Annotated in this window: 15 protein-coding genes and 19 tRNA genes; 1 reads left to right on the top strand and 33 read right to left on the bottom strand. The window is 42.7% G+C overall.

The window, feature by feature from the left end; all coding sequences use genetic code 11:
- Positions 1-22: 22 nt before the first annotated feature.
- The 25 genes from DWB64_RS16950 to DWB64_RS16830 all read right to left on the bottom strand — a co-directional run bounded on the left by DWB64_RS16950 (position 23) and on the right by DWB64_RS16830 (position 12913).
- The gene (locus DWB64_RS16950) at positions 23-1567 is read right to left on the bottom strand and encodes a hypothetical protein (protein ID WP_129489416.1); all 1545 of its coding nucleotides are present in this window, start codon (positions 1565-1567) and stop codon (positions 23-25) included.
- A 79-nt stretch (positions 1568-1646) separates the two neighbouring features.
- Positions 1647-2657, bottom strand: a complete 1011-nt coding sequence (locus DWB64_RS16945; protein ID WP_129489415.1) for a LacI family DNA-binding transcriptional regulator — start codon at positions 2655-2657, stop codon at positions 1647-1649.
- Between the two features lie 861 nt (positions 2658-3518).
- A tRNA-Phe gene (locus DWB64_RS16940) sits at positions 3519-3594 on the bottom strand.
- A gap of 150 nt (positions 3595-3744) precedes the next feature.
- Positions 3745-3819, bottom strand: a tRNA-Gln gene (locus DWB64_RS16935).
- Between the two features lie 20 nt (positions 3820-3839).
- Positions 3840-3916 (bottom strand) — tRNA-Arg (locus tag DWB64_RS16930).
- 41 nt (positions 3917-3957) lie between these two features.
- Positions 3958-4034: transfer RNA gene (locus DWB64_RS16925), tRNA-Ile, on the bottom strand.
- Between the two features lie 41 nt (positions 4035-4075).
- A tRNA-Ile gene (locus DWB64_RS16920) sits at positions 4076-4152 on the bottom strand.
- Between the two features lie 98 nt (positions 4153-4250).
- Positions 4251-4327, bottom strand: a tRNA-Pro gene (locus DWB64_RS16915).
- Positions 4328-4372: 45 nt separating this feature from the next.
- A tRNA-Trp gene (locus tag DWB64_RS16910) sits at positions 4373-4448 on the bottom strand.
- A 122-nt stretch (positions 4449-4570) separates the two neighbouring features.
- A tRNA-Ser gene (locus tag DWB64_RS16905) sits at positions 4571-4661 on the bottom strand.
- A gap of 128 nt (positions 4662-4789) precedes the next feature.
- Positions 4790-4878: transfer RNA gene (locus DWB64_RS16900), tRNA-Ser, on the bottom strand.
- A gap of 84 nt (positions 4879-4962) precedes the next feature.
- Positions 4963-5039: transfer RNA gene (locus DWB64_RS16895), tRNA-Met, on the bottom strand.
- A 62-nt stretch (positions 5040-5101) separates the two neighbouring features.
- Positions 5102-5190, bottom strand: a tRNA-Leu gene (locus DWB64_RS16890).
- A 144-nt stretch (positions 5191-5334) separates the two neighbouring features.
- A tRNA-Tyr gene (locus DWB64_RS16885) sits at positions 5335-5419 on the bottom strand.
- A 23-nt stretch (positions 5420-5442) separates the two neighbouring features.
- Positions 5443-5518: transfer RNA gene (locus DWB64_RS16880), tRNA-Thr, on the bottom strand.
- Between the two features lie 31 nt (positions 5519-5549).
- Positions 5550-5626: transfer RNA gene (locus DWB64_RS16875), tRNA-Asp, on the bottom strand.
- A gap of 32 nt (positions 5627-5658) precedes the next feature.
- A tRNA-Val gene (locus DWB64_RS16870) sits at positions 5659-5734 on the bottom strand.
- A gap of 41 nt (positions 5735-5775) precedes the next feature.
- Positions 5776-5850, bottom strand: a tRNA-Glu gene (locus DWB64_RS16865).
- A 3-nt stretch (positions 5851-5853) separates the two neighbouring features.
- Positions 5854-5929: transfer RNA gene (locus DWB64_RS16860), tRNA-Met, on the bottom strand.
- 50 nt (positions 5930-5979) lie between these two features.
- Positions 5980-6068: transfer RNA gene (locus DWB64_RS16855), tRNA-Leu, on the bottom strand.
- Between the two features lie 5 nt (positions 6069-6073).
- Positions 6074-6148: transfer RNA gene (locus DWB64_RS16850), tRNA-Asn, on the bottom strand.
- Between the two features lie 121 nt (positions 6149-6269).
- Positions 6270-6656: a hypothetical protein gene (locus DWB64_RS16845; RefSeq protein WP_129489414.1), complete on the bottom strand. Its 387-nt coding sequence runs from the start codon at positions 6654-6656 to the stop codon at positions 6270-6272.
- Positions 6656-8350, bottom strand: coding sequence for a DEAD/DEAH box helicase (locus DWB64_RS16840; RefSeq protein WP_129489413.1), 1695 nt, complete (start codon positions 8348-8350; stop codon positions 6656-6658). The genes DWB64_RS16845 and DWB64_RS16840 overlap by 1 nt, the downstream gene beginning before the upstream one ends.
- Positions 8351-8729: 379 nt before the next feature.
- Positions 8730-10859 (bottom strand): DNA topoisomerase (ATP-hydrolyzing) subunit A, encoded by a 2130-nt coding sequence (locus DWB64_RS16835; protein ID WP_129489437.1) that lies wholly within the window; start codon positions 10857-10859, stop codon positions 8730-8732.
- Between the two features lie 71 nt (positions 10860-10930).
- Complete coding sequence (locus DWB64_RS16830) at positions 10931-12913, bottom strand: type IIA DNA topoisomerase subunit B (RefSeq protein ID WP_129489412.1); 1983 nt, start codon at positions 12911-12913, stop codon at positions 10931-10933.
- A gap of 248 nt (positions 12914-13161) precedes the next feature.
- Between DWB64_RS16830 and DWB64_RS16825 the strand changes: the two genes are divergently transcribed.
- Positions 13162-13614: an ACT domain-containing protein gene (locus DWB64_RS16825; RefSeq protein ID WP_129489411.1), complete on the top strand. Its 453-nt coding sequence runs from the start codon at positions 13162-13164 to the stop codon at positions 13612-13614.
- A gap of 46 nt (positions 13615-13660) precedes the next feature.
- Here DWB64_RS16825 and DWB64_RS16820 read toward each other — a convergent pair whose 3' ends face one another.
- The 8 genes from DWB64_RS16820 to DWB64_RS16785 form a co-directional block, all read right to left on the bottom strand.
- Positions 13661-15403: an ATP-binding protein gene (locus DWB64_RS16820; protein WP_129489410.1), complete on the bottom strand. Its 1743-nt coding sequence runs from the start codon at positions 15401-15403 to the stop codon at positions 13661-13663.
- A gap of 108 nt (positions 15404-15511) precedes the next feature.
- The gene (gene phoU, locus DWB64_RS16815; RefSeq protein WP_129489409.1) at positions 15512-16171 is read right to left on the bottom strand and encodes a phosphate signaling complex protein PhoU; all 660 of its coding nucleotides are present in this window, start codon (positions 16169-16171) and stop codon (positions 15512-15514) included.
- A 12-nt stretch (positions 16172-16183) separates the two neighbouring features.
- On the bottom strand, positions 16184-16939 hold the full coding sequence (pstB, locus tag DWB64_RS16810) for a phosphate ABC transporter ATP-binding protein PstB (RefSeq protein WP_129489408.1): 756 nt from the start codon (positions 16937-16939) through the stop codon (positions 16184-16186).
- A gap of 14 nt (positions 16940-16953) precedes the next feature.
- On the bottom strand, positions 16954-17817 hold the full coding sequence (pstA, locus tag DWB64_RS16805; protein WP_129489407.1) for a phosphate ABC transporter permease PstA: 864 nt from the start codon (positions 17815-17817) through the stop codon (positions 16954-16956).
- 3 nt (positions 17818-17820) lie between these two features.
- Complete coding sequence (gene pstC / locus DWB64_RS16800) at positions 17821-18708, bottom strand: phosphate ABC transporter permease subunit PstC (RefSeq protein WP_256369623.1); 888 nt, start codon at positions 18706-18708, stop codon at positions 17821-17823.
- A 250-nt stretch (positions 18709-18958) separates the two neighbouring features.
- Positions 18959-19867, bottom strand: coding sequence for a phosphate ABC transporter substrate-binding protein (locus DWB64_RS16795; RefSeq protein WP_129489406.1), 909 nt, complete (start codon positions 19865-19867; stop codon positions 18959-18961).
- Positions 19868-20033: 166 nt separating this feature from the next.
- A complete protein-coding gene (locus DWB64_RS16790; protein ID WP_129489405.1) occupies positions 20034-20720 on the bottom strand; it encodes a response regulator transcription factor in 687 nt (228 codons plus the stop codon).
- A gap of 72 nt (positions 20721-20792) precedes the next feature.
- Positions 20793-23078, bottom strand: a complete 2286-nt coding sequence (locus DWB64_RS16785; protein WP_129489404.1) for a sensor domain-containing diguanylate cyclase — start codon at positions 23076-23078, stop codon at positions 20793-20795.
- Positions 23079-23147 lie beyond the last annotated feature (69 nt).

The following is a 23147-nucleotide window of genomic DNA, read 5'->3' as shown; positions in this document are numbered from 1 at the left end:
CTTTTGCATAAAAATCAGTATATTATTCAGTCGGTAATCCTTCAACGAAGATTTCAGGATAAGTAACCTGAACATCTGCATAGAATGCTTCAAGAACGTCTGAGATAGAATCGTAACCGTCAGCACCTTGCTTGTAGTTAGTTAAGTGTGTATTCATCAAATCGTTAAGACCTCTGTCGTAAGTAGTGATGTTCGACAGATTGATTTTTGCAGCTTCTTTGTTGAATACTTCTAAGTGGTTCATGCCACCAAGTGATTGACGACCATCGTAGCTCGCGATAACCGGTGCCATTACAGATTCAACAGAGTACATGTCGCTATCCGCTGCTTGACGCTCAACCAAACGCTCTTTATCAAACAACATTGATTTTAAGAATGCGAATGAAACTTCAGGAAGTTTAGTGTCAGCGTTGACTCCTAGGTAAGTACCACCCCAGAAGTAAGAGTTAGGACCTGATGCCATACCCCAGTTACCTTTGAAAGCTGCTGCTTCATATGCATCTTTAGTTGCTTGGTCAGCATCTTCACCTGGTTTAGGGAATGTGTTACCATCAGCATCTACTTTTTCCATGTTAGGTTCGATAACGTACTTAAGACCCCATGTAGGCATTGAGTATGCCATTACCTGCCAAGTGTTACCTTCAGCATCTGTTAAGTCCTTGTCCATAGCGTCGAACCATGGACCACTCCATTCACCTGCATTCGCAGTAAGAGAGTCTTTAATTGCTTCACCGTACATTTCTTTTACGAGATTAATGTATGGGATTTGCTCTTTGATTTTTTCGCCGTTTAATTTTCCATCTTCTGTGATCCATTTAGCAGGATCATTTGTACCTGCAGCAAAGAATCTAACTGCTTGATCGTCTGGGAACAAACGCCAGTTTGGATTGAACGCTTTTACATCTTTTTGAGCTTGTAGCAAGTTATCTACCGTGTTGAACTTGTTTTTGTTCATCCATTCAGTAACTGCTGTATTGTAATCCGCAGAACCTTCAGCCGGGAATCCAGCTTCACTACCCCATACTTGAGCTGCCATATCTACTTTAAAGAAGACAGCGCCAGGAGTTACCTGCCAAGATAGAGCTGCTAGTTTACCAGTAGCAGGGTCGATACCAGACTGCCAGATGTAATCTTTATAGTCCGCTTTTTCTGCTGTTAAATCAACTTCTGGATCGTTTTCCATCATCGCTTCAATGTTAGCGTAGTAACCAGCTTCGATAAATTGTTTGATATGGTCTAACTCACCAGTGAAAATGTCAGGACCGTTACCCGCTTCTAGCGCTGGAAGAATCTTATCCATGTAACCATCTTGAATCGATACTGCGATGAACTCTACTTCCATACCTTCAAACGCTTTACCTGGTGCAGTGTACATTTCCTTAAAGTGATCAATGTCACCTGCAGTTGCCAACTCATCTGTGAACGACCAAATGACTAACTTCTCAGTTGAATAGTCTTTAGACTCATCAACCGCTACATTTAACTCAGCCTCGTTTGTTTTCGCACATCCTGTGAAAACAGCAACTACAGTCAAACAGATTACTAAAAGTGCCAAAAGTTTTTTCATTGTTTCCTCCCAATTGATTATTCCGATTTTTGCTATATGGAATTGACATAAGATACCTAAAAGTGAACTCTTACCTCTTTCACTTTCTTGGTTCCTGACAAGTACCACCTTTGATTAAGTCTAAACCTACAGAGAGTTGAGTAACCGTCTCTGTTTTGGACTCTACAATGTCAATACACTTTAGAGCCGCTTGTTTTCCAAGTTGTACCGTGTTTTGCTTCATGGTTGTCAATCGCGGATCTACCATTTCTCCGATTTCAAGTCCATCGAATCCTGCAACTGAGATGTCTTCGGGTATACAGACTCCCAAACTTCTAAAAGTGTTGATCGCCCACACTGCGCAGTAATCGTCGGGAAAAATAACCGCCGTTGGCATGTTGCCGCTTTTTACAATCATTTCAACCGCTTGAATGGTCGCTTCCTTATCGTGATAGTTGGACTTTATGAAATTACTTTTAGGAATATCAAGGTCTGCATCAACCATCGCTTTTTTAAACCCTCTGATTCGCTCAGTAGTAACATAGGATTCGTGTCCGTATATATAAGCGATATCCTTATGCCCAAGACTGATAAGGTAAGATGTCAAGTCATATACACCTGCAAAATTATCAGATACTATTGAACTTGCAAACTCTGAGATATGATCAATAAGTACCACTGGAATTTCACTGACCATCAGCTCCTGAACTTGCTTGTTGTCAAATTGAATGCAAGTAATGACAACGCCATCTGTTTTCCTTCTCCTACAATGTTTTAAGTAGGACATTTCCACATCACCTAAATTCTTGGATATGAAGGTGATATCATAGCCTTTTTCTTCAGCTTGCTCCTTCACCGCTTGCAGGATATTTGAGAAGTAGTAGTGCGTTAAGCCGCTATGGCTTTCATCTTCAAAAAGAACCCCTATATTCCAAGTTTTCTTAGTGCTGAGTGCCCGAGCATGAGAATTTGGAGTAAACCCCATTTCTCGCGCCTTCTCCAAAATCCGTTCCTTCGTATTTATGTTGATGTCAGGATAATTATTAAGCGCTTTCGATACAGTCGCACTCGAGCAATCACATGCTTTTGCAATGTCGTATATTGTAATCATGAGGACCGCCTTTCAAGTTTTCGAAACCATTTTCGCAAACCCAATTATACTCGATATGGCACGATCGGCATGTTTCGAAATCGATTTCGTTAAATGCCAAAAAAAATTGGCATTACGATTACTAATACGACAAGCAGTTTCGAAACCGCTTTCGACATTCAAATTATAGCACTACGTTTTCCTTTTAGTCGTCAAGAGGTTTTTACAGTAATTTAACACCTAAAAAACCAACAACCGACACACCTGTTGCAAACGCTTGCATGCAATATCCTAAAAAACCGAAATCGATTTCGCCTATTTTACTAACCTCGCTAACTTTCCCCTACGAACGCACTTTGCTCGTAGCGCCGAGCGCCTGTTGTTTTGTAGTTTAAACAACGTTTAGCGGCTTACATCTCTTATCTTGCGCAAGCAAGCTTCCGGCTGGTTCGACTAAGTTCAATATATCAAAAAAGTAAAAACACACCACTAAAGTGATGTGTCCTCATGGTGCCCAGAGACGGAGTCGCCTACGAACGTATTTTGTTCGTAGCGCCCAGCGCCTGTTGTTTTGTAGTGTAAACAACGTTTAGCGGCTTACATCTCTTATCATGCGCAAGCAAACTTCCGGCTGGTTCGACTAAGTTCAATATATCAAAAAAGTAAAAACACACCACTAAAGTGATGTGTCCTCATGGTGCCCAGAGACGGAGTCGCCTACGAACGTATTTTGTTCGTAGCGCCCAGCGCCTGTTGTTTTGTAGTGTAAACAACGTTTAGCGGCTTACATCTCTTATCTTGCGCAAGCAAACTTCCGGCTGGTTCGACTAAGTTCAATATATCAAAAAAGTAAAAACACACCACTAAAGTGATGTGTCCTCATGGTGCCCAGAGACGGAGTCGAACCGCCGACACGTGGAGCTTCAATCCACTGCTCTACCAACTGAGCTATCTGGGCATGTTGTTCGCAGAGCGAACTAAATTTTAATCTCTCACTTTGCTCGAAAAAGATTAATGTATTTTCGTTGCTGTGCAACGACCGTTTGCTTATTGCCTCGACTTTCGGTATAAACTTCGTTTAACCTATCGTCTGCAATAAAAAACTAAATGGCTGGGGATATAGGATTTGAACCTATGAATGCCGCCGTCAAAGGGCGGTGCCTTACCGCTTGGCGAATCCCCAAAATAGGACTGTAAAGAAAATGGCGTGCCAACAGGGATTCGAACCCCGGACCTACGGCTTAGAAGGCCGTTGCTCTATCCAGCTGAGCTATTGGCACTTATATTTTAGCTTATACCAACTACATTGATAAAGTGCAGATGGTGGACCATCAGGGACTCGAACCCCAGACCTGCCGGTTATGAGCCGGATGCTCTAACCAACTGAGCTAATGGTCCAAAACTAAAATTGTTTTACAGAATACATTCTGTAAAATATGTGGTGGGCATAAGTGGACTCGAACCACCGACCTCACGCTTATCAGGCGTGCGCTCTAACCAGCTGAGCTATACGCCCACATAGGTTTGGTGCATGAATTTTCCACCTCTTCGTGAGCTGAAATACAAGCTCACTTGCCGGTGGGGGCCTTTCGCACAGGATATGTGTGAAAGAAATGGTCGGAGTGAAAGGATTCGAACCTTCGACCCCCTGGTCCCAAACCAGGTGCGCTACCAAGCTGCGCTACACTCCGATGTGATTTCAATGCTTTTCACTGTCTAAGATCAGTAAAAGAAAATGGCAGGGGCGAAAGGACTTGAACCCTCGGCACGTGGTTTTGGAGACCACTGCTCTACCAACTGAGCTACGCCCCTGTATCCAAATTTGTTGTATGAAGTTCTCAGTGTTTTACCGAGAACTTCAGCACCTCTACATAACCTAAAAGACAAGCTTATTGGCCGGCGGGGCGTATTGCAGACAACACCTGCAATATATCTGGCGGAGAAGGAGGGATTTGAACCCTCGCGCCCTTTAACAGGCCTACTCCCTTAGCAGGGGAGCCTCTTCAGCCACTTGAGTACTTCTCCAGATTTTGTTCCCTCACAAAGTTCGGGATATAATAATGTAATCTCATCGCTGTGCGATGACCGTTTTTTATTGCCTCGACTTTCAGTATAAACTCTGTTTAACTTAACGTCTGCAATAAAAAACTGATTGGCGGAGAGGGTGGGATTCGAACCCACGTGGGCTTGCACCCTAACGGTTTTCAAGACCGCCCCGTTATGACCGCTTCGGTACCTCTCCATATGTTTAGTTTTTCTCCTCTTCACGACCTAAAAAACAAGCTCGTTTGCCGGAGGGGCATTTTGTATAAAAGGAATACAAAATTGGTAGCGGCGAGTGGACTCGAACCACCGACCTCTCGGGTATGAACCGAACGCTCTAGCCAACTAAGCTACGCCGCCATATAGTATGCAATCTCAGTATTGAGATTGGTCCTTTTCATCTATGCTAGTAAATGAAAAGCTGGTGCCTGAGACCGGAATCGAACCGGTACGAGGGTTAAATCTCGCAGGATTTTAAGTCCTGTGCGTCTGCCAGTTCCGCCACTCAGGCAGATGTGAGTTTTTAGTCAAACTAAATCATCGTTGCCGATGGACATTAATGCACTTTCAGCGCTTTGCGATGACCACTTTTTATTATTCCGTTCTCAGCACCTGTAGTACAAGCTGCTTGCCACTCTATAATAAAAAGTTAAGTTGGTGGAGGAAGCTGGATTCGAACCAGCGAAAGCTCTGCTAACGGATTTACAGTCCGTCCCCTTTGGCCACTCGGGAACTCCTCCATGAAAAAAGCTAAAAAAAAATATGGAGCCGATGATGGGACTCGAACCCGCGACCTATTGATTACAAGTCAATTGCTCTACCAATTGAGCTACATCGGCGTATTAAATATTCTATTTCAAAGAAATAAAATGGCGATCCGGAAGGGATTCGAACCCTCGACCTCCAGCGTGACAGGCTGGCGTTCTAACCAGCTGAACTACCGGACCGCTTTTATTAGGTGCAACACAAAGTGTTGCGTTGGTGGGAACAATAGGGATCGAACCTATGACATCTTGCTTGTAAGGCAAGCGCTCTCCCAGCTGAGCTATGCTCCCATGAATTCTCAGCCAATGTAATCATCAACTAAGAATTGTTGTGGTGACCCCTAGGGGAATCGAACCCCTGTTACCGCCGTGAAAGGGCGGTGTCTTGACCGCTTGACCAAGGGGCCATGTGGTTGCGGGAACAGGATTCGAACCTGTGACCTTTGGGTTATGAGCCCAACGAGCTACCAACTGCTCCATCCCGCGTTATACATGTTTAGTGTAACTTCTCATGTCCATAATGTCAATGAAAAGCTTGGTGCCTGAGACCGGAATCGAACCGGTACGAGGGTTAAATCTCGCAGGATTTTAAGTCCTGTGCGTCTGCCAGTTCCGCCACTCAGGCACGTTTGGCTCCAAGGGTGGGACTCGAACCCACAGCCTACCGGTTAACAGCCGGTTGCTCCACCGTTGAGCTACCTTGGAATATCTGGGGCACTGTGTTTTGTGTGTGCCCCGATGTCCTAACGACAAGAACTATCTTATCATGGGAGGTTTTAAGTGTCAATCATGTTTTTCAACTTTTTTTTGTTTTTTAAAGTTTTTTTTAAGCAGAGAGTTCCGCTTCAAAAAAGCTTTCATTATATACTTCAAAAAGGTAGTACTTGTTAAAGAGCATCGATTGCTTCACAATCACCTCTACCCCTTGGTAATCGTAGAGGTCAGAGCGACCAAAACGACCCACGAGACGGTATCCGTTTGCCTTTAAATACTCCGAAAAAGCGTCTAAATTTTCTTCGCTTTTTCGGGAAATAAATTTGACTCCCTTACGTGAAATATCAATTATGCCTTCGTGTCCTCTGTGAAGAAGATCGAATCCATAAAGAAGTGATAAGACATCGTACTTTTTAATAAGCCTGATTAAATGATAAATTGAGTATGCGGTGACCACAATCACACTCACCGCACCTATTGTCTTTAGGAATTTTTTCATTATTTTCTTCCTTCACGACTCCCACTGCTACGTTTTGGAGCGCCTTCTTTTTTGTAACCGCCATCTTTTTTGTATGGTTTTTTAGCTCCAGCACTTCCGCCGGATCTGCTTGGTCCGCCAGCACTTGGTTTTGCATGCTCGATAATTGGTTTTCTGTTCTTGTTTTTACTGTTCAGATTGTAAATAAGAGTTTCTGCTTCTTCAAATGGCATACTCACAAATGAAAATGCATCAAAAATCTTGATTTCTTTGATTTTGAACGATTGAATTTCAACTTCTTCTTGGATCATATCGATTAATTTTTTAACTGAGAAACCGTCTTTGCGTCCTTTTGCGACAAATAATCTTGTCTTACCTTGACGATCGACAGATACATCTTTAATTTCACTATAATTCTCTTCAGATAATGTATCTTTTAAGAAATATTTTAACAGTCCGTTAAGTACCGTTTGGCCTTCGAACTCATTCATCAATTGCTCAGTGATGTCAGCATACTCTTCAAGTGATTCATTAAGAATAGTCTCTTTGATTTCCTCGAGAATATTGGCGCGTTTTTGTCTGATAATATCTTCAACTTGTGGAATCTGCTCTTTACGAATGCTTGTATTAGCGATTTTTTGAATATGAACCAAGCCTCTATACTCAGCTGGAGTCACAAATGTAATCGCTGTACCTTCTTTACCCGCACGACCCGTACGTCCAATTCTGTGAACGTAACTTTCTGGGTCTTGAGGAATTGAATAGTTGATAACGTGAGTCAGATCGTTGACATCAAGTCCACGGGCTGCAACGTCGGTAGCGACAAGTATATTAGTTTTTTTAGATTTAAACTTCTTATATACACGCTCACGTTGATGCTGAGACAAGTCGCCGTGAAGACCTTCAGCGTCATAGCCTCTTTCCATCAGGTGAGTGGAAACATTGTCTACATCTGCTTTTGTACGACAGAAAACAATTCCGAAGAATTCAGCTTCGATATCGATAATTCTTGTCAGCGCTTCAAACTTATCACGACTAGCAACTTCAAAATAGATCTGATCAGTCAGATTTGTAGTGAGTTCCTTCTTTTTAACAGTGATTGTTTGGAACTGGTTCATGTAGTTTTTTGCAATTGAAAGAATACGACTTGGCATTGTTGCTGAGAACAGGAACGTTCTTTTGTTCTTGTTGGCATGTTTGATGATATACTCAATATCCTCAACAAAACCCATGTTCAACATTTCATCCGCTTCGTCAAGAACTAGGAAATCCAGATCTTCAAGGTGAAGCACTTTTCTGTTGATCAGGTCGATAAGTCTACCTGGCGTACCGATGACAATATCCGTACCTTCTTTCAAACGCTTGATTTGACGTTCGATTGATGAACCACCGTAAATTGGTGTCACTTTGATTTTTTTGCTTCTTTTGAAGGAGTAAAGCTCTTCAGAAACTTGAACTGCAAGTTCTCTAGTTGGAGTTACAACCAAAGCCTTGATTCCTTTTTTGTTCTCGTCGATAAGCTCAAGTATTGGAAGACCGAAAGCAGCCGTTTTACCAGTACCTGTTTGTGCTTGACCTACGATATCATCTTTAGTGCTTAAGATAATCGGTATTGCTTGTGCTTGAATTGGCGTTGGTTCTTCAAAACCTTTAATGCCAATTGCTTTTAGTGATGCCTCGCCTAATCCGAGGGCTTCAAATTTCGATAAATCCATATATGTCTCCTTTAATGTGGTTGGTTGCGATTCATGTTGACATATCAATTTCTTAATACCCATATTCCTAAGTTAAACTCAAGAATTTCACGTATGATAATAGTGCAGGGCTCTCTGTCATAAACATGAAAAGAACGCCACATATGGCGTTTTAAGGAGTCACCGCACTTGATATTATTCATAAGACGTTCGTGGAATAGCACATAGATACTTAGTTGTGCCGAAAGATGTGTCGATTGGAAATGTCAATTTAGAATCATCGAACGTATGTCTGCGTATTAGTCTATCATCAAAATGCTCTTTCAACAAGCATTTTACTTAAACTTAACAAAGTAAGCCTCGCATAGTTACTATGCGAGGCTTACTATTATGGTTGATTTTAGAGATCCGGGTGATTGAAATTATCAAGCGGACTGATGCGTACACCTGCTACAGGAATGGTAGCTGACCTATATAGGTCAGGTTTATCAAGATCGATATCCCTTGCTAAAATCGCAGAGGTCATCCAACTATCTTTTTTAAGCCTAAGCACCTGCACACCTTGAGTGCTTCTGGATGCTTTTTCATTCACGAGCGCAGTCGAGAACAGCAATAGGTTCTTCATTCCGTCATTTTCAGTTCTTACGACAGCGATATCCGCATCTTCAACGATATGCATCATGCTGATGAGTGGTGATTTATCGGAATAAGCCTTAAGCAGCTTCTTACGGTTTTGCTTGGTCTCGTAGCTGCTTGCAGGTACTTTGGCAAGTTTTCCGTTATTGAAGTTGAAAAGGAACCATCCATCATACTCCGTTGTCGCATGCATGTAGATGACGCGTTCACCTGGCTCAAGATCTATGATATTCGGTAAGTAGTTACCTAGCTCTGAAGCCTTGTGGTCATCAAACTCATGCGCTTTCATTTTGTAGACGTTTTGCTTATCTGTAAAGAACATGATATCGGATAGGTTGGAAGCATCTATCTCCTGAACCATTTCGTCATCATCCTTCACCTTGTGTACATTGCTTGCACGAAGCGATGTGAGGGTGATCTTTTTAAAATAGCTGTGATCGGTCAGGAAGAGCTTGACATTATAATCCTCAATCAGGTCTTCTGAGCTGATATCGATCTGCTCATGCTCATGGATGACTTCTGTCAACCTTGGTTTACCGTATTCCTCAATCACTCGCTTCAGCTGTGTTACCATGAGCTGTTTGATGCGTACATCTGATTCGAGCAAGGATTCATTGTGCTTGATCTCGTTCTTAAGCTTTACGATCTCTTCTATCCTTTTGATCAGATAATCCTTATTCAGATTACGCAGTCTGATATTTGCGACAAACTCAGATTGGACTTCATCTATTGAGAAAGCCTTCATCAGATTGGGAATAACCGCCTTGTCATCCTTTGTTTCACGGATGATTTTTATCGCTTGATCGATATCCAAAAGGACTCGTTCAAGTCCAAGAAGTAAATGTAATTTTTCGTTAAGACCTATCAGATCAAATTCCAATTGTCGACGTATACATCCCAGTCTAAAGAGAATCCACTCATGAACAATCTCGACTATACCCATAACACGCGGACGTCCATTGACCAAAATATTGAAATTGCATGAGAAATTATCCTCAAGCGGTGTCAGTTTGAACAACTTTTGAATCAAAACTTCGTGATCCGTTCCACGCTTAAGATCTAGAGCGATTTTTAAACCCTTTAGATCCGTTTCGTCACGAACGTCATTTATTTCCTTGATCTTACCTGATTTTATTAAATCTACAATTTTATCTATGATGGCTTCTACGGTTGTCGAATATGGTATTTCAGATATTTCTAGACAATTGTTCTTTTTATCGTAACTATATTTCGATCTTAACTTTACTGATCCGCCACCTGTCTCGTAAATGCTGCGTAGGGCTTTTTCATCATAAAGGAGCGTAGCGCCTGTACTGAAATCCGGTCCAGACAAGTAATCGAACGGATCGATATCTGTTCCTTGCAGCTTGGCTATTGTCATATTGCAGACCTCGACCAAGTTAAAGCTTGAGATACTGCTCGCCATACCTACAGCTATCCCCTTGTTGGCACTGACCAGGATATTGGGGAAAGTGGTCGGAAGCAGTACCGGTTCTTTTATCGTCGCATCGTAGTTATCTACAAAGTCTACCGTGTTCTTATCGATATCCGCAAAAAGTTCTTTGCAGATCGCGTCAAGTTTTACCTCCGTATACCTACTCGCTGCAAATTTCATATCCCTAGAATTCGCCTTACCGAAGTTACCCTTAGAATCGATATAGGGATGCAGTAGCGCCTGGTGCCCCCTTGTGAGACGAACCAGCGTCTCATAGATCGCCATGTCTCCGTGAGGATTCAGCTTCATCGTTTGCCCGACCACGTTTGCCGATTTAGTACGATTGCCCTTTAGGAGTCCCATCTTATACATGGTATATAGAAGCTTACGGTGGGATGGCTTGAATCCATCTATTTCAGGAATCGCCCTTGATACGATGACACTCATCGCATAGGGCATGTAGTTTTCTTGTAAAGTATCTGTTATGTTTTGTCTTATGACTAGATGTTCATTCTTCAAAGCGTCACCTCCTAACTGATATCAAGCTGATCGATATAATATGCACCGTGTTTTTCAATAAAGGCTTTACGACTTTGCAGATCGTCACCCAGCAGTGTGTTGAACATGATTTCCGCCTTTTCGACGTCGTCCACTCGAACAGCGACTAGACGCCTTGAAGTCGGACACATTGTTGTTTCCCACATCATGTCAGGCTCATTCTCACCTAGTCCTTTTGAACGCTGAAGCTGATACTTTTCGGTTCCTATCTCTTCAAGTATGTTCGCTTTTTCTTTCTCGTTATAGGCGAAATACGTTTTCTTCTTTGTACTGATTTCAAACAGAGGCGACTCTGCGATAAAGACCTTTTGCTCTTCTATGAGCGTAGGCATCAATCGATAAAGCATCGTCAAGATCAGCGTTCTGATCTGAAAACCGTCGACATCCGCATCCGTACAGATAATTACCTTGTCCCATCTTAAGGCATCAAGATCAAAGGTCGCCATATCCTTGGCGTGTTTTGATTTTATTTCTATTCCACACCCTAAAACTTTGATCAGATCCACGATGATATCACTAGCAAAGATTTTATCGTAATCCGCTTTAAGACAGTTGAGTATTTTACCCCGCACAGGCATTAGCGCTTGGAACTCAGCATCTCTAGCAAGTTTACATGCTCCAAGTGCCGAATCTCCCTCTACAATATATATTTCTCTTTCGCTGATCACCTTGGTTCTGCAGTCGACGAATTTTTTTATTCTATTGGTAAGGTCAATCTTTTGGTTCAGCTTCTTACGTATGTTCAGTCTGGTTTTTTCAGCGTTCTCCCTGCTCCTTTTATTGATCAAGAGCTGATCGATGACCCGTTCCGCTTCCATTTTGTTTTCGATAAAGTAGATTTCCAGTTCATGACGAATAAACTCAGTGAGAAACTCCTGAATGAACTTGTTGTTGATCGCCTTTTTGGTCTGGTTTTCATAGCTTGTCAATGTGGAAAAGGAGTTGACCACCAGCACCAGACTATCTTGGATATCGATAAATGAAATTTTCTTTTCGTTTTTCTGATACTTCCCTAGCTTTTTGATGTACTTGTCAATTTCGCTTATGAATGCCGACTTCACTGCTTTATCCGGTGCGCCGCCGTGTTCAAGGAAGCTTGAGTTATGGTAGTATTCAATTCTATTCACTTCATTGTTAAAGGCGAATGCTACTTCGGCTTTCACCTTATATTCCGGCTTATCGCTTCTATCGCTGCCCTTTCCCTGATCGGTATAGTGCATGACTGCTGAAATCGCTTTGCCTTCATTTATTTCGTCAAGATAATCGAGTATGCCGTTTCGGTAAAGATAGACGAATGTCTCTTCGGATTCTTCGTCAAACAGCTCAAACTTAAGTCCCGCATTCACGACCGCTTGCTTTTTAAGTACGTCCTGGAAAAATTCAAGTGGAATATTGATATCCGTAAATACATCAAGATCAGGTTTCCAGTGTTGAATCGATCCTGTCCACTCCTGTTCGTATTCTGTCTTTTTAAGGCCCTTGATGTTGACACCTTTTTCAAAATGCAGATCGAACCTACAGCCATCCCTAAAGACTGTTACATCAAACCACTCTGATGCATATTGTGTCGCACATGCGCCAAGACCGTTGAGACCGAGACTGTATTCATAGTTGTCGCCATCATTGTTGTTGTATTTTCCACCTGCGTATAGCTCGCAATAAACCAGTTCCCAGTTGTATCGTTTTTCTTTGCGGTTGTAGCCCAGCGGTATTCCGCGGCCGAAATCATGTATGGCGATCGATTTATCCACGTGCCTGATAATCTTAATAACTTCGCCATATCCTTCACGAGCTTCATCTATCGAGTTGGATAGAATTTCGAAAAAAGAATGCTGGCAACCTTCCAGTCCATCAGAACCGAAAATTACTCCAGGTCTTTTCCTAACCCTATCTTCGCCTTTGAGCGATGAAATACTTGAATTATCGTAGGCGCTTTTCTTTTTACCAGCGTCCATAAACTCACCCCTAATCTATTCTTTTCTGCTAAGTGGACAAACCACCCTTACCATGTTGTCATGCTTTTATCAAAAAATCAACTCTAATGTTTCAACTTTGTAATGCAATTTATTCTATTTACAATATAACACAAACATACGTTCGCAATCCACTTTTGTTTTTTCAGGACTACTTGTCACTTGCCCCTCATTGATTTTTTTCTTAAATTCTGTCATACTTAAGCTATTATAAGACAGAGGAGGCATACATGTCACACCGTTACTTAGTTGTTTCAACAGAAGTCCTTCCAGAAGTATTTGTCAAAGTCATTGAAGCAAAATCGATGATCGTGCAAAAAAAGGTAAGGGGCGTGTCCGAGGCCGTCAAAGCTGTCGGCATAAGCAGAAGTTCTTATTATAAGTACATAGAACACATATTCACACTTGAAGAAAAGATGACAGCTAAGATACTGACGCTTTCTTTGGTTCTCACCCATGAAAAGGGCGTACTTTCACGCATTTTAGAAATGATCGCCAGCATCAACGGCAACGTGCTGACAATCAGACAGTCACCGCCGGAAAACGGCATCGCTGATGTTCAAATCACCTTTGATACCAGCAATCTTTTGACATCGATCGATCAGTTCATCGAGGATGTGCACACCCTAACAGGTGTGGTTGAACTTCATATCAAGGCAAGCGAAGTGCAAGATCAGGATTGATATCCATCAGAATGCGACAGGAAGTCCAAAGGACTTCCTGTTTTTTTTATGCTAGCGGGAGGCGGACAAGAAAAGTAGATCCCTCGCCGCTTTTGCTTTGAACATGAATTTCACCTTTATATAGGTTGATGATATGTTTGACGATCGAGAGCCCCAGACCGGTACCGCCGGCTTTTCTCGATCTTGCCTTATCCACCCGGTAAAACCTTTCAAATAACCTTGCCTTGTCCACGTCGCTGATACCGATGCCTGTATCTTCAATTTCAATAACAGCATGCTTGCCGCTAGTTGTCAGACGAATATGGACATACCCTACTTCTGTGTATTTAACGGCGTTGTCCACCAAGTTGATCAGCATTTGCTTTATCCTGTCCCTATTGGCAAGGACGAACGCCTTTTCAAGATGTTCGATGCTTAATTCCACAGGCTTGCTGTCGATATTGATCGAAATCATATCCACCACTTCTTTGATGACATCCGAAATATCCACCCTGGTGGCATCCAGTTCGTTTTCAGCGCTTTCAATCTCTGAAAGTAGCAGTATGTCGCTAATCAAGCGGTGTAACCGTTCGGCTTCAGTCTCGATGATTCCTAGGAATCGCTTCGATTTCTCACCGTCCTTCATCGCCCCCGCTTTAAGAGTGTCTACAAACCCCATAATCGAGGTGAGCGGTGTCTTTAGCTCGTGGGATACATTTGACACGAATTCAGAACGTATATGTTCGAGCTTTCTGATTTGACTGACATCTTCAAGAATGATCATACTACCAAGGATCTCACGTGTCTCTGTAAGTATGGGGTGAATATAGACTCTCAATGTCTTTTCTAGATGATTATGGACGAGTTCTTTGGATTTTGCGACGCCTAGGTGCATCGCCTCATCTATCATTTGAATGATTTCCTCATTTTTGATGATTTTATACATCGAGTCCTGCTTTCCTACAAATTGTTCAGGAAGGTTCAGGATCTCAAAGGATTGCTGGTTGATCATAATGATATTTCTATTTCTGTCAACCGCAATGATACCGTTGACCATGCTGTTAAGTATTGATTTGAGCTCTGCGTTTCTTGTCGTCAGGTCTGTCATGGTGCTCGACAAGTTCTCTCTCATCGAATCGAAAGAATCGGCCAGTTTACCGATTTCATCGTTCCTATAAGGATAGATCTTTCTTCCATAATCGCCTCTTGTAATTAAGCCGACAGAGGTTATCAAATCATGGATAGGAGTAATCATCCACTTGCTTAGAAAATAGCCCATCATAGAAGCCGCTACAGCTGCGAAGATGGATAAGTTCACAGCAAATCTTTGAATATTCTTATTCAACGCTTCAAGTTCGGCCATCGGCTTTGATATTCTGACAATGTAATCCACACCATCTATGGAAATAAGTGTCGCCGTATACATGAAGTTCTCTTTCATGGTCGAGGAATACCTTATCGCCAGACCATATTCATTTTGACTTAGCAGTTCCTCAACTTCCTCACGGTTGATGTGGTTGTCCATCAGCTCAGGATTTTCATAGGTGTCCGCGAGCACAATGCCTTGCCGGTCGATATAGGTGATCCTTGCATCAGTGATCGGTCCCATCTTATCGAAATACTCCTGCATCCTTGTAGAATCTGGCTGATCCTTCTCGATGATTGTCTTCAGGAGATTTAGCTCATTGATAAAATGGACCTCGTACTGCGACTGTACCGATTCGCTCAAACTACTATTCACAATCCATATGAACGCGCTTAACATCACTGAGATAAGCACAATATAGGTAATCAGCAATCTTTTTTGCATAGTATCCTCCACTTGAGATTTAATATTTAATTACATTATAAATCAAATACGTCTGTTATGCGATTGGAATAAAAAACAAGTATCCATATCGAATACTTGTTCACTAGGCTAATTGCTTGAAAAATGCTCACCCTCTACGGAATAGATCACCCATTCGGCAATATTTGTTGAATGATCGGCCATTCTCTCAAGGTACTTGGCTATCATCAGGAAATCGAGAAGTTGACCCGCTGCTTCAGGCTTTTCAGCTAGAAGAAGCTTCACATCATCTATGACCAGTTGATAGTATCTGTCTACGGCATCGTCGTTGGCGCATATGAGCCTTGCCTTGATCACATCCTGCTCAATATAGCAGTCCACCGTTTTCCGTACCATTTCCTTCACCAGATCGGCCATCTTGGGTATGTCTACCAGCGGCTTGACGTAATCCTGAGTGATCAGATTCAAGGTGATGCTTGAAATGTCTTCACAGTGGTCAGCGATTCTTTCAAAATCAGTCACGATCTTCATGATTGAAAAAATCGCCCTCAGGTCACTTGCGACAGGTTGCTGACGAGAAATCAAAGACACGCATTCATCCTCGATTTCCTTCTCCATTCTATCAAACACATCATCCCCCGCAATCACCTGCTTCGCAAGCGATTCGTCCTTGTTGACAAGGGCGAGCAAGGTCTGATCGATCGCCTTCTCAATTAGCGTGCTCATACTGATGATCTTATCCGTCAGTGTTTTTAATTCTAAATCAAAATGCGCTCTTAATGTACTCATTCTCTTCTCCTATCAACCGAATCTACCTGTGATGTAGTTCTCAGTCCGCTCATCTCTTGGATGGTTGAACAGATCAACTGTATCGCTGAACTCTATGACTTCGCCGTTTAAAAAGAACGCGGTCTGGTCTGAAATTCGGCCCGCCTGCTGCATGTTATGGGTAACGATCACAATCGTGTAATTTTCCTTAAGTTCATTTACCAGTTCTTCAATTCTAAGCGTGGATATAGGATCTAAGGCAGAGGTAGGCTCATCCATCAGCAGTACATCTGGTTCTACAGCTAGCGCTCTTGCGATGCATAGCCTTTGTTGCTGCCCGCCCGATAAGCCAAGCGCGCTTTTTTTCAACCTGTCTTTGACCTCATCCCAAATCGCCGCTTTTTTCAAACTCTGTTCAACGATCTGATCGAGTTCACTTTTATTCTTAATGCCATGAGCTCTCGGACCGTATGCGACGTTATCATAGATGCTCATAGGAAAGGGGTTCGGCTTTTGAAACACCATGCCCACACGTTTTCGCAGCTCGATCACATCTATGTCCTGATAGACATTCTCACGATTCAGATGGATGTCCCCATTGACCCTTACACCTTCAACAAGATCGTTCATCCGGTTGATTGTCTTTAGAAACGTGGACTTACCGCATCCCGAAGGTCCGATAAGCGCAGTGACTTTGTTCTTTTTCACTTTCAGATTAATGGACTTGAGCGCCTGAAATTCGCCATAAAACAAATCCAATTTTTTCACATCGATAATTATGTTTTCCATAATACCCCTCTCCATCAGACTTTATCCTTATCCCTGCTTAGCAGTTTTGCTACGAGCTTGGTCGATAAGTTGATCAATAAGACGATAATTACAAGCACGGTCGCTGTGGCATATGCCTTTTCAAAGGATATGCCTTCCTTTGCAAGCAGATACATGTGCACAGCAAGGGTTCTACCCGATTCGCTTGCAGACTTTGCTATATAGGGTGACATACCCGCAGTCATGACCACCGCAGCTGTCTCGCCTACAATTCTTCCTGTATTCAATATGATTGCTGCCAATATTCCTGGAAGTGCGCTGGGGAGAACCGCTTTCATAACTGTTCTAAGCTTAGAGGCGCCCAGCCCCATGCTGGCTTCCCTATATCCGTTCGGTATCGCCTTTAACGCTTCTTCAGTTGTCCGAATCATTGTAGGAAGCACCATGATGCTTAGGGTGACGGCACCTGAAATCATTGAGAACTGCCATTTGAGCAGCGTAACAAAGAAAATCAGACCGAATAGTCCGTAGATGATGGATGGAATCCCAGCAAGCGACTCTGTGCAAAATCTGATGAACCTGACGGTTTTGCCCGGTTTCGCGTACTCCACAAGATAGATTGCGGAAAGGACGCCGATTGGAGTCGAAATCATCAGCGCAAGTACGATAATATAGATCGTATTCAGTATCATAGGAAGTATCCCACCTTCCTCACCTTTAGGCGAGGTGGTTAAAAACTCCCACGAAACTTCCTTTATACCATTGAATACAATATAACTCAGTATCCATAAAAGCATGCCTACTGTGATGAAAGCCGATAAAAAGATCAGGCCCTTTAGCAATCTTTCTGACAAATCCCTACGTTTTTTTTGTTTTGAACCTACTCTTAGCTGTTCCATGACCTATGACCTTTCCGTATTGCCAGTAAGTTTACTTAGCAGAATATTAAGCAGCATGATGAATACGAGAAGTACCACACCTGTAGCAAAGAGGGCTTCTTGGTGGAGACCGAACGCGTATCCCATTTCCATCGCGATATTCGCAGTCATTGTTCTGACCCTGTCCAGTACGCTTGTAGGCATGAGCGTCGAATTGCCCGCAACTAAGATCACCGCCATTGTTTCACCTACCGCACGACCGATACCAAGCACCACAGCTGCGAGAATTCCAGACTTCGCTGCTGGAACCATCACACCGAAAATCGTCTGCATGTGAGTGGCTCCTAAAGCGAGCGCGCCTTCTTTATATTCTTTAGGCACCGATCTGAGCGCTGTTTCAGTTACAGTGATGATTGTTGGAAGAATCATGATTCCAAGGATCATGATCGCCGCAAGCAGACTGTTTCCGCCGTTATCCCAAATACCGTCGATGATCGGCACAAATACCAAGAGTCCGAAGAAACCGTAAACAACAGATGGAATTCCCGCTAACAGTTCGATGGTCGGACGGATGATCCTTTGAAGCCACTCCGGCGCGATTTCAACCATAAATACCGCTGTCAGAATCCCGACTGGCACCCCGAATGCGATGGCGCCTGCCGTAGCATAGATCGAGGTCAGGATCATCGGGAAGATACCGTAAAGCTCAGCACTTGGTTTCCATTTCTGCCCTAAGACAAAATTGAATAGTCCTATCTCCTGAATCGCAGGAAGTCCTTTCATTAAAATGAAAAACAGAATCCCGACAACACTGACAACAGCGATAAGAGCTGCGATTAAAAACACATTTTCCACTGATTTTTCAAGTAAAGCTCTTTTTTTATTCATACGCTTTTTTGAAGCGTCATTCATCTTTTTCAAAGACAGGCCCGCATCATCGTTTTTTGGTTCAGAGGCCTTGATTGCAACTTGCACAGCCACACTTTCATTACTCATCCTTATTCCTCCCTTTTTCTCACTCATTATATCAGCTCAACTCTTTCGTCATGTTCAACATAGGTTAAGGATTTGTTAAGTCGATGTAAACTTAAAAGACATAAAAAAAACAGTCCCAATCGGGACTGTTCGTTTATGCTTGCTATAGCTAGGATTTTCGTAAAAACTACTTGACTGGAATTAAGTTTTCAGCGACAATGGCTTGTCCTTCAGCCGAAAATACGAAGTCCAAATACGCCTGAGCCAGAGGATCTACTTGACCTTTTGTAAGCATCAGGAAAGGCCTGGATACACTGTAACTTCCAGCGACGATGTTCTCGACTGTTGCTTCCACACCGTCAATCTTAACCGTTTGAACGGATTCATCCAAGTAGGATAATGACACATATCCGATTGCGTAGTCCTTAGAAGCGATATTCGCCTTTACAGCGCCGTTTCCTTCAGCGAACAATGCATCTTCCCTAACTGTAGAACCGTTGTCGGATTCTAAGTTCATCAACTCTTCAAATGCGCCTCTCGTACCAGAACCCTCTTCTCGTGACACAACTAGGATTTCGTGATCCGAACCGCCAAGCTCGTTCCAGTTCTTAATCGAGCCGTTGAAGATAGCTGTTACCTGATCCGTTGTCAGTTCTTTTACCCCATTCGATGGATGTACAACAACCGCAATACCGTCAAAAGCGATTACATATTCATCGATTCCCCAAGCTTTTTCAGCTTCTTTGAGGTTTCTTGAAGCCATTCCGATTGCTGCAGAACCGTCATCTGTCGCTTTAACGCCTGCAGAAGACCCTACTCCTTGAACGTTCACTTTGACGCCACTATTGATTTCCATAAATTTCTCTGCAAGCTGCTGCGCCACAGGTGTCACCGATGTAGAACCGACAACATTGATAGATCCCTTTAGTTCTGTCGCTGGCTGCCCTGCGTCATCTGACGCATTTACAGTTTCCTTTTGTTCTGGCGCTGGCTGCCCTCCGTTGTCTGACGCATTTGAAGAACATCCTGCAAAAATTCCAACTACCATTACTAGTGCGACTACGAGTATTACCAACTTATTTAATCCTAATTTCATTCTTGATTTCTCCTTTCAAGTTTTAATTGACAAGGTAATTATAACGTGTAGAACCCCTTCGTATGTTTTGTCTAAGTTAATGCTTTGTTAAGTGTAATTAAGGTCATGTTAAAGCCGTGTTAAGTCGGATGGTTCCAATAAAAAAAGCAGAGCATTTAAGCTCTGCCTACTTGATCTTGTATCCGACACCACGAATGGTCTCGATGTATTTTTCCGACTCGGTCTCTATTTTCTTTCTGAGATGTCTGACATGAACATCGACCGTTCTGGTTTCACCATAGTACTCATATCCCCATACCGCATCAAGCAACTCATCTCGCGTCAGTACCCTTCCACGGTTCTCCAGTAAGATTTTCAGTAGTTCGAACTCCTTATAAGTCAGCTGAAATACTTCATCGTTTCTCGATACCTCGTGTTTATCAATGTCGACCGTCAGGTTTCCTACTTTAAATTGCTTGCTGCTATTCTTGGTTGCCTGCACCGAACGTCTAAGAACCGCCTTCACCCTTGCTAGAAGTTCACGTATGCTAAAAGGTTTTGTCAAATAGTCATCCGCCCCGATTTCAAGGCCAAGCACCTTATCCATCTCACTGCCCTTTGCGGTCAGCATGATAATAGGGACTTCACGGGTCTGTTCATTCTGTTTGAGTCTTTTACATACTTCAAATCCATCTAGTTCGGGAATCATCAAGTCAAGAAGCAAAACATCAGGTAAGATGTTCGTCACCAGTTCTAGACCCTCGCTTCCGTTTGTCGAGTAATGGACCGAATAACCGTTTTCTTCGAGATTGTATTTCAGGAGTTCCACGATATGTTCGTCATCTTCAATTATCACTACTTCAAGCTTAGCCACAAGTTCCTCCTTAAGTCAATTACCTTCATTATAGATCATTGAACACACGCCCATATTAAGAACAGGTTAATTCTATTCCATATCTATCTTAATGAACTTTCCTTTTCTGCTTCGTTTGTTTCTGTACATTCTTTCATCTGCAACCCGTATTCCGTCCATCATCGAAAATGTATCTTCAGGTATGGTTGCGATACCGTAATCCGCGGTTACAAAGAAAGCATCGGAAATCACCGGGGTTTCGTTCAGTTCTTCAGTGATTCGTTCAAGTACCGTCTGAGCCTCATCGCTGCCCGTGTTCGGCATAAGAATCAAGAATTCGTCACCACCGTATCTGCCTACTGAATCGGTTTCTCTCATGTTGGCCTTCAACACACGGGCGACGATCTTTAGTGCCTGATCCCCGAAAATGTGACCATATGTGTCATTGATTTCCTTAAAGTTTCCTAAATCGATTAGCGCGATACTGGCGATCCCGTCGTACCTTTTTATCCTCGCATCCTCTTCTTCCAAACACCTGATCATATATCTTCGGTTCCAAATATCCATCAGGGGATCAATCAGCGCTTCTCTTTTTGACTGCACTATCATCTGATTGAGCCGCCAATAAACCGCAAGCTGATCTGCGAGAATTGCGATTATGTTGGTCTCCTGCGCAATAAAAGGAGTCACTTTTACTGAATATAAGACTCCCAGCACCTCTTCTTGATTCACAACAGGATGTGACAGGTGATACACGGTTCCACCTGCGGTTGTCTGAATTCTGCTTGTCGTCCTTGTCATGGCATGATCCACAAACGCCTTGGCATAATCCTCAACAAGCGGTATGTCCTCGTTAGATGCGTCGCTTACCAGCGAAAGGTCATCATCAAAACTGCGATAGACAGCCAGATGTTTCAGCAGTTGCTGACCGATGATATGGTCAGCAATCTCGTCATCTGTCCTCTCGTTTAAGATACAGCTGAAAGCATCGTGAAGCTTTCTAAGTTTTGAAGCCTCCGCCACCAGTTCATTTTTAGACTCCAACTCTTCAAAATAGAGTGAGATATGAGATGCGGCGAGTTTTATCATATCTATTTCAATCACGTCATAGGCGTTATATTCAGTACTGTCAAGACCTATCACTCCCCAGAGAAAATCGTTGAACACGATCGGGACCATCAGTATCGAATTGGACCTTTCATCATGGACGATATAGGTATCCTCTTTTTTCACATCACCGGAGAAGAATGCTTCCTTCTTGTTGATGACCTGTCCAAGAATGCCCTTTTGTTCGACAAAATAGAGGTTCTTATCCATTTGTGTGAACTCTCTGTTCAGATCGAAAAAATTGAACGTGTCACTTCGCTTGTTTTCCTTAAGGCAGATAAAGAGATTTCTAAACTCCAAGATAGAGGCGAACTCAGTTGAAATCAGCTCATAAACATCCTTATGGGTTTTTGTATTCCTTAGCTGCTCGAATATGCTAAACAGGGTCTCCTGAAGCGTGACCACCCTTTCCACCTGAGTGTTCTTGGTTTTCAACTGCTCGTTTGTCAGATTCAAATCGTGCTCAGTCTTCCTTTGAAGCGTGATATCAACTCCAGACAGCACAATCGATTCGGACTCATCCTCTTTCAATTTGACCTTGGACAATGTCCACGCAATGGTCTTTTGGCCATATCTCGTATTTACATTTGTCGTAACGCTTTGATATTTACTTTTTCTATCTAATTGCTTCACTTTAGTTTTCAGCAACTCATATGCGCCGGCATCTAAAATCCCAGGCCAAAACTCATCCGCGGATAAGACCACATCCTCAAAACCTAAAATGCTTTTAAAGGACTCATTATACCTTAAGAGATTTCCGCTTAAGTCCGTCGTACACAATAAGTTTCCATTTACCTCGAACAACTCTTCAAGGAAAGCCTTTTCCTGCTGCATGGATATCTCATGCATCTTCTTTTCAGTGATGTCAACAATCATTCCAGACCACGTCAACACCTTCAAGTCATTGATGACAGGGTTAAGATTGATGGAGACATAGACATCTTTTTCACCGTCAAGTCTTGCTTCATAGGTAATAGGTAGTTCAAAAATTGCTGACCGCTCCAACTGATGTTTGATATGCCACTTGCTATTGTCGTCGAACAATTCCAGTATCGACCTTTCATCATGCAGGCGACGCGCCCATTTTATGGATGGTGCGATGTAGGAGATACTGCTTTGATAGGATTCCTCTCTTTTTTCGACGCTAACAAATATAATAGGCAGATCTGAACAGCTGACGTGTTCCAACATTTTAAGATTTCTGGAGTTAGTCTGCTTCGCCTTGATTTTATGTAGCATCCTACTCGGATTCCTTCGTTGCTTTTTCACCATAATAATCTCCTCAGTCAATGATAATTTATTATAGCATAAATAAAACGACTCAATTATGGCTAAATCATA

The sequence above is a fragment of the Fusibacter sp. A1 genome (assembly GCF_004125825.1).
In the GTDB taxonomy this organism is placed as follows: domain Bacteria; phylum Bacillota; class Clostridia; order Peptostreptococcales; family Acidaminobacteraceae; genus QQWI01.
This window is presented reverse-complemented; position numbering and strand designations above follow the sequence as displayed.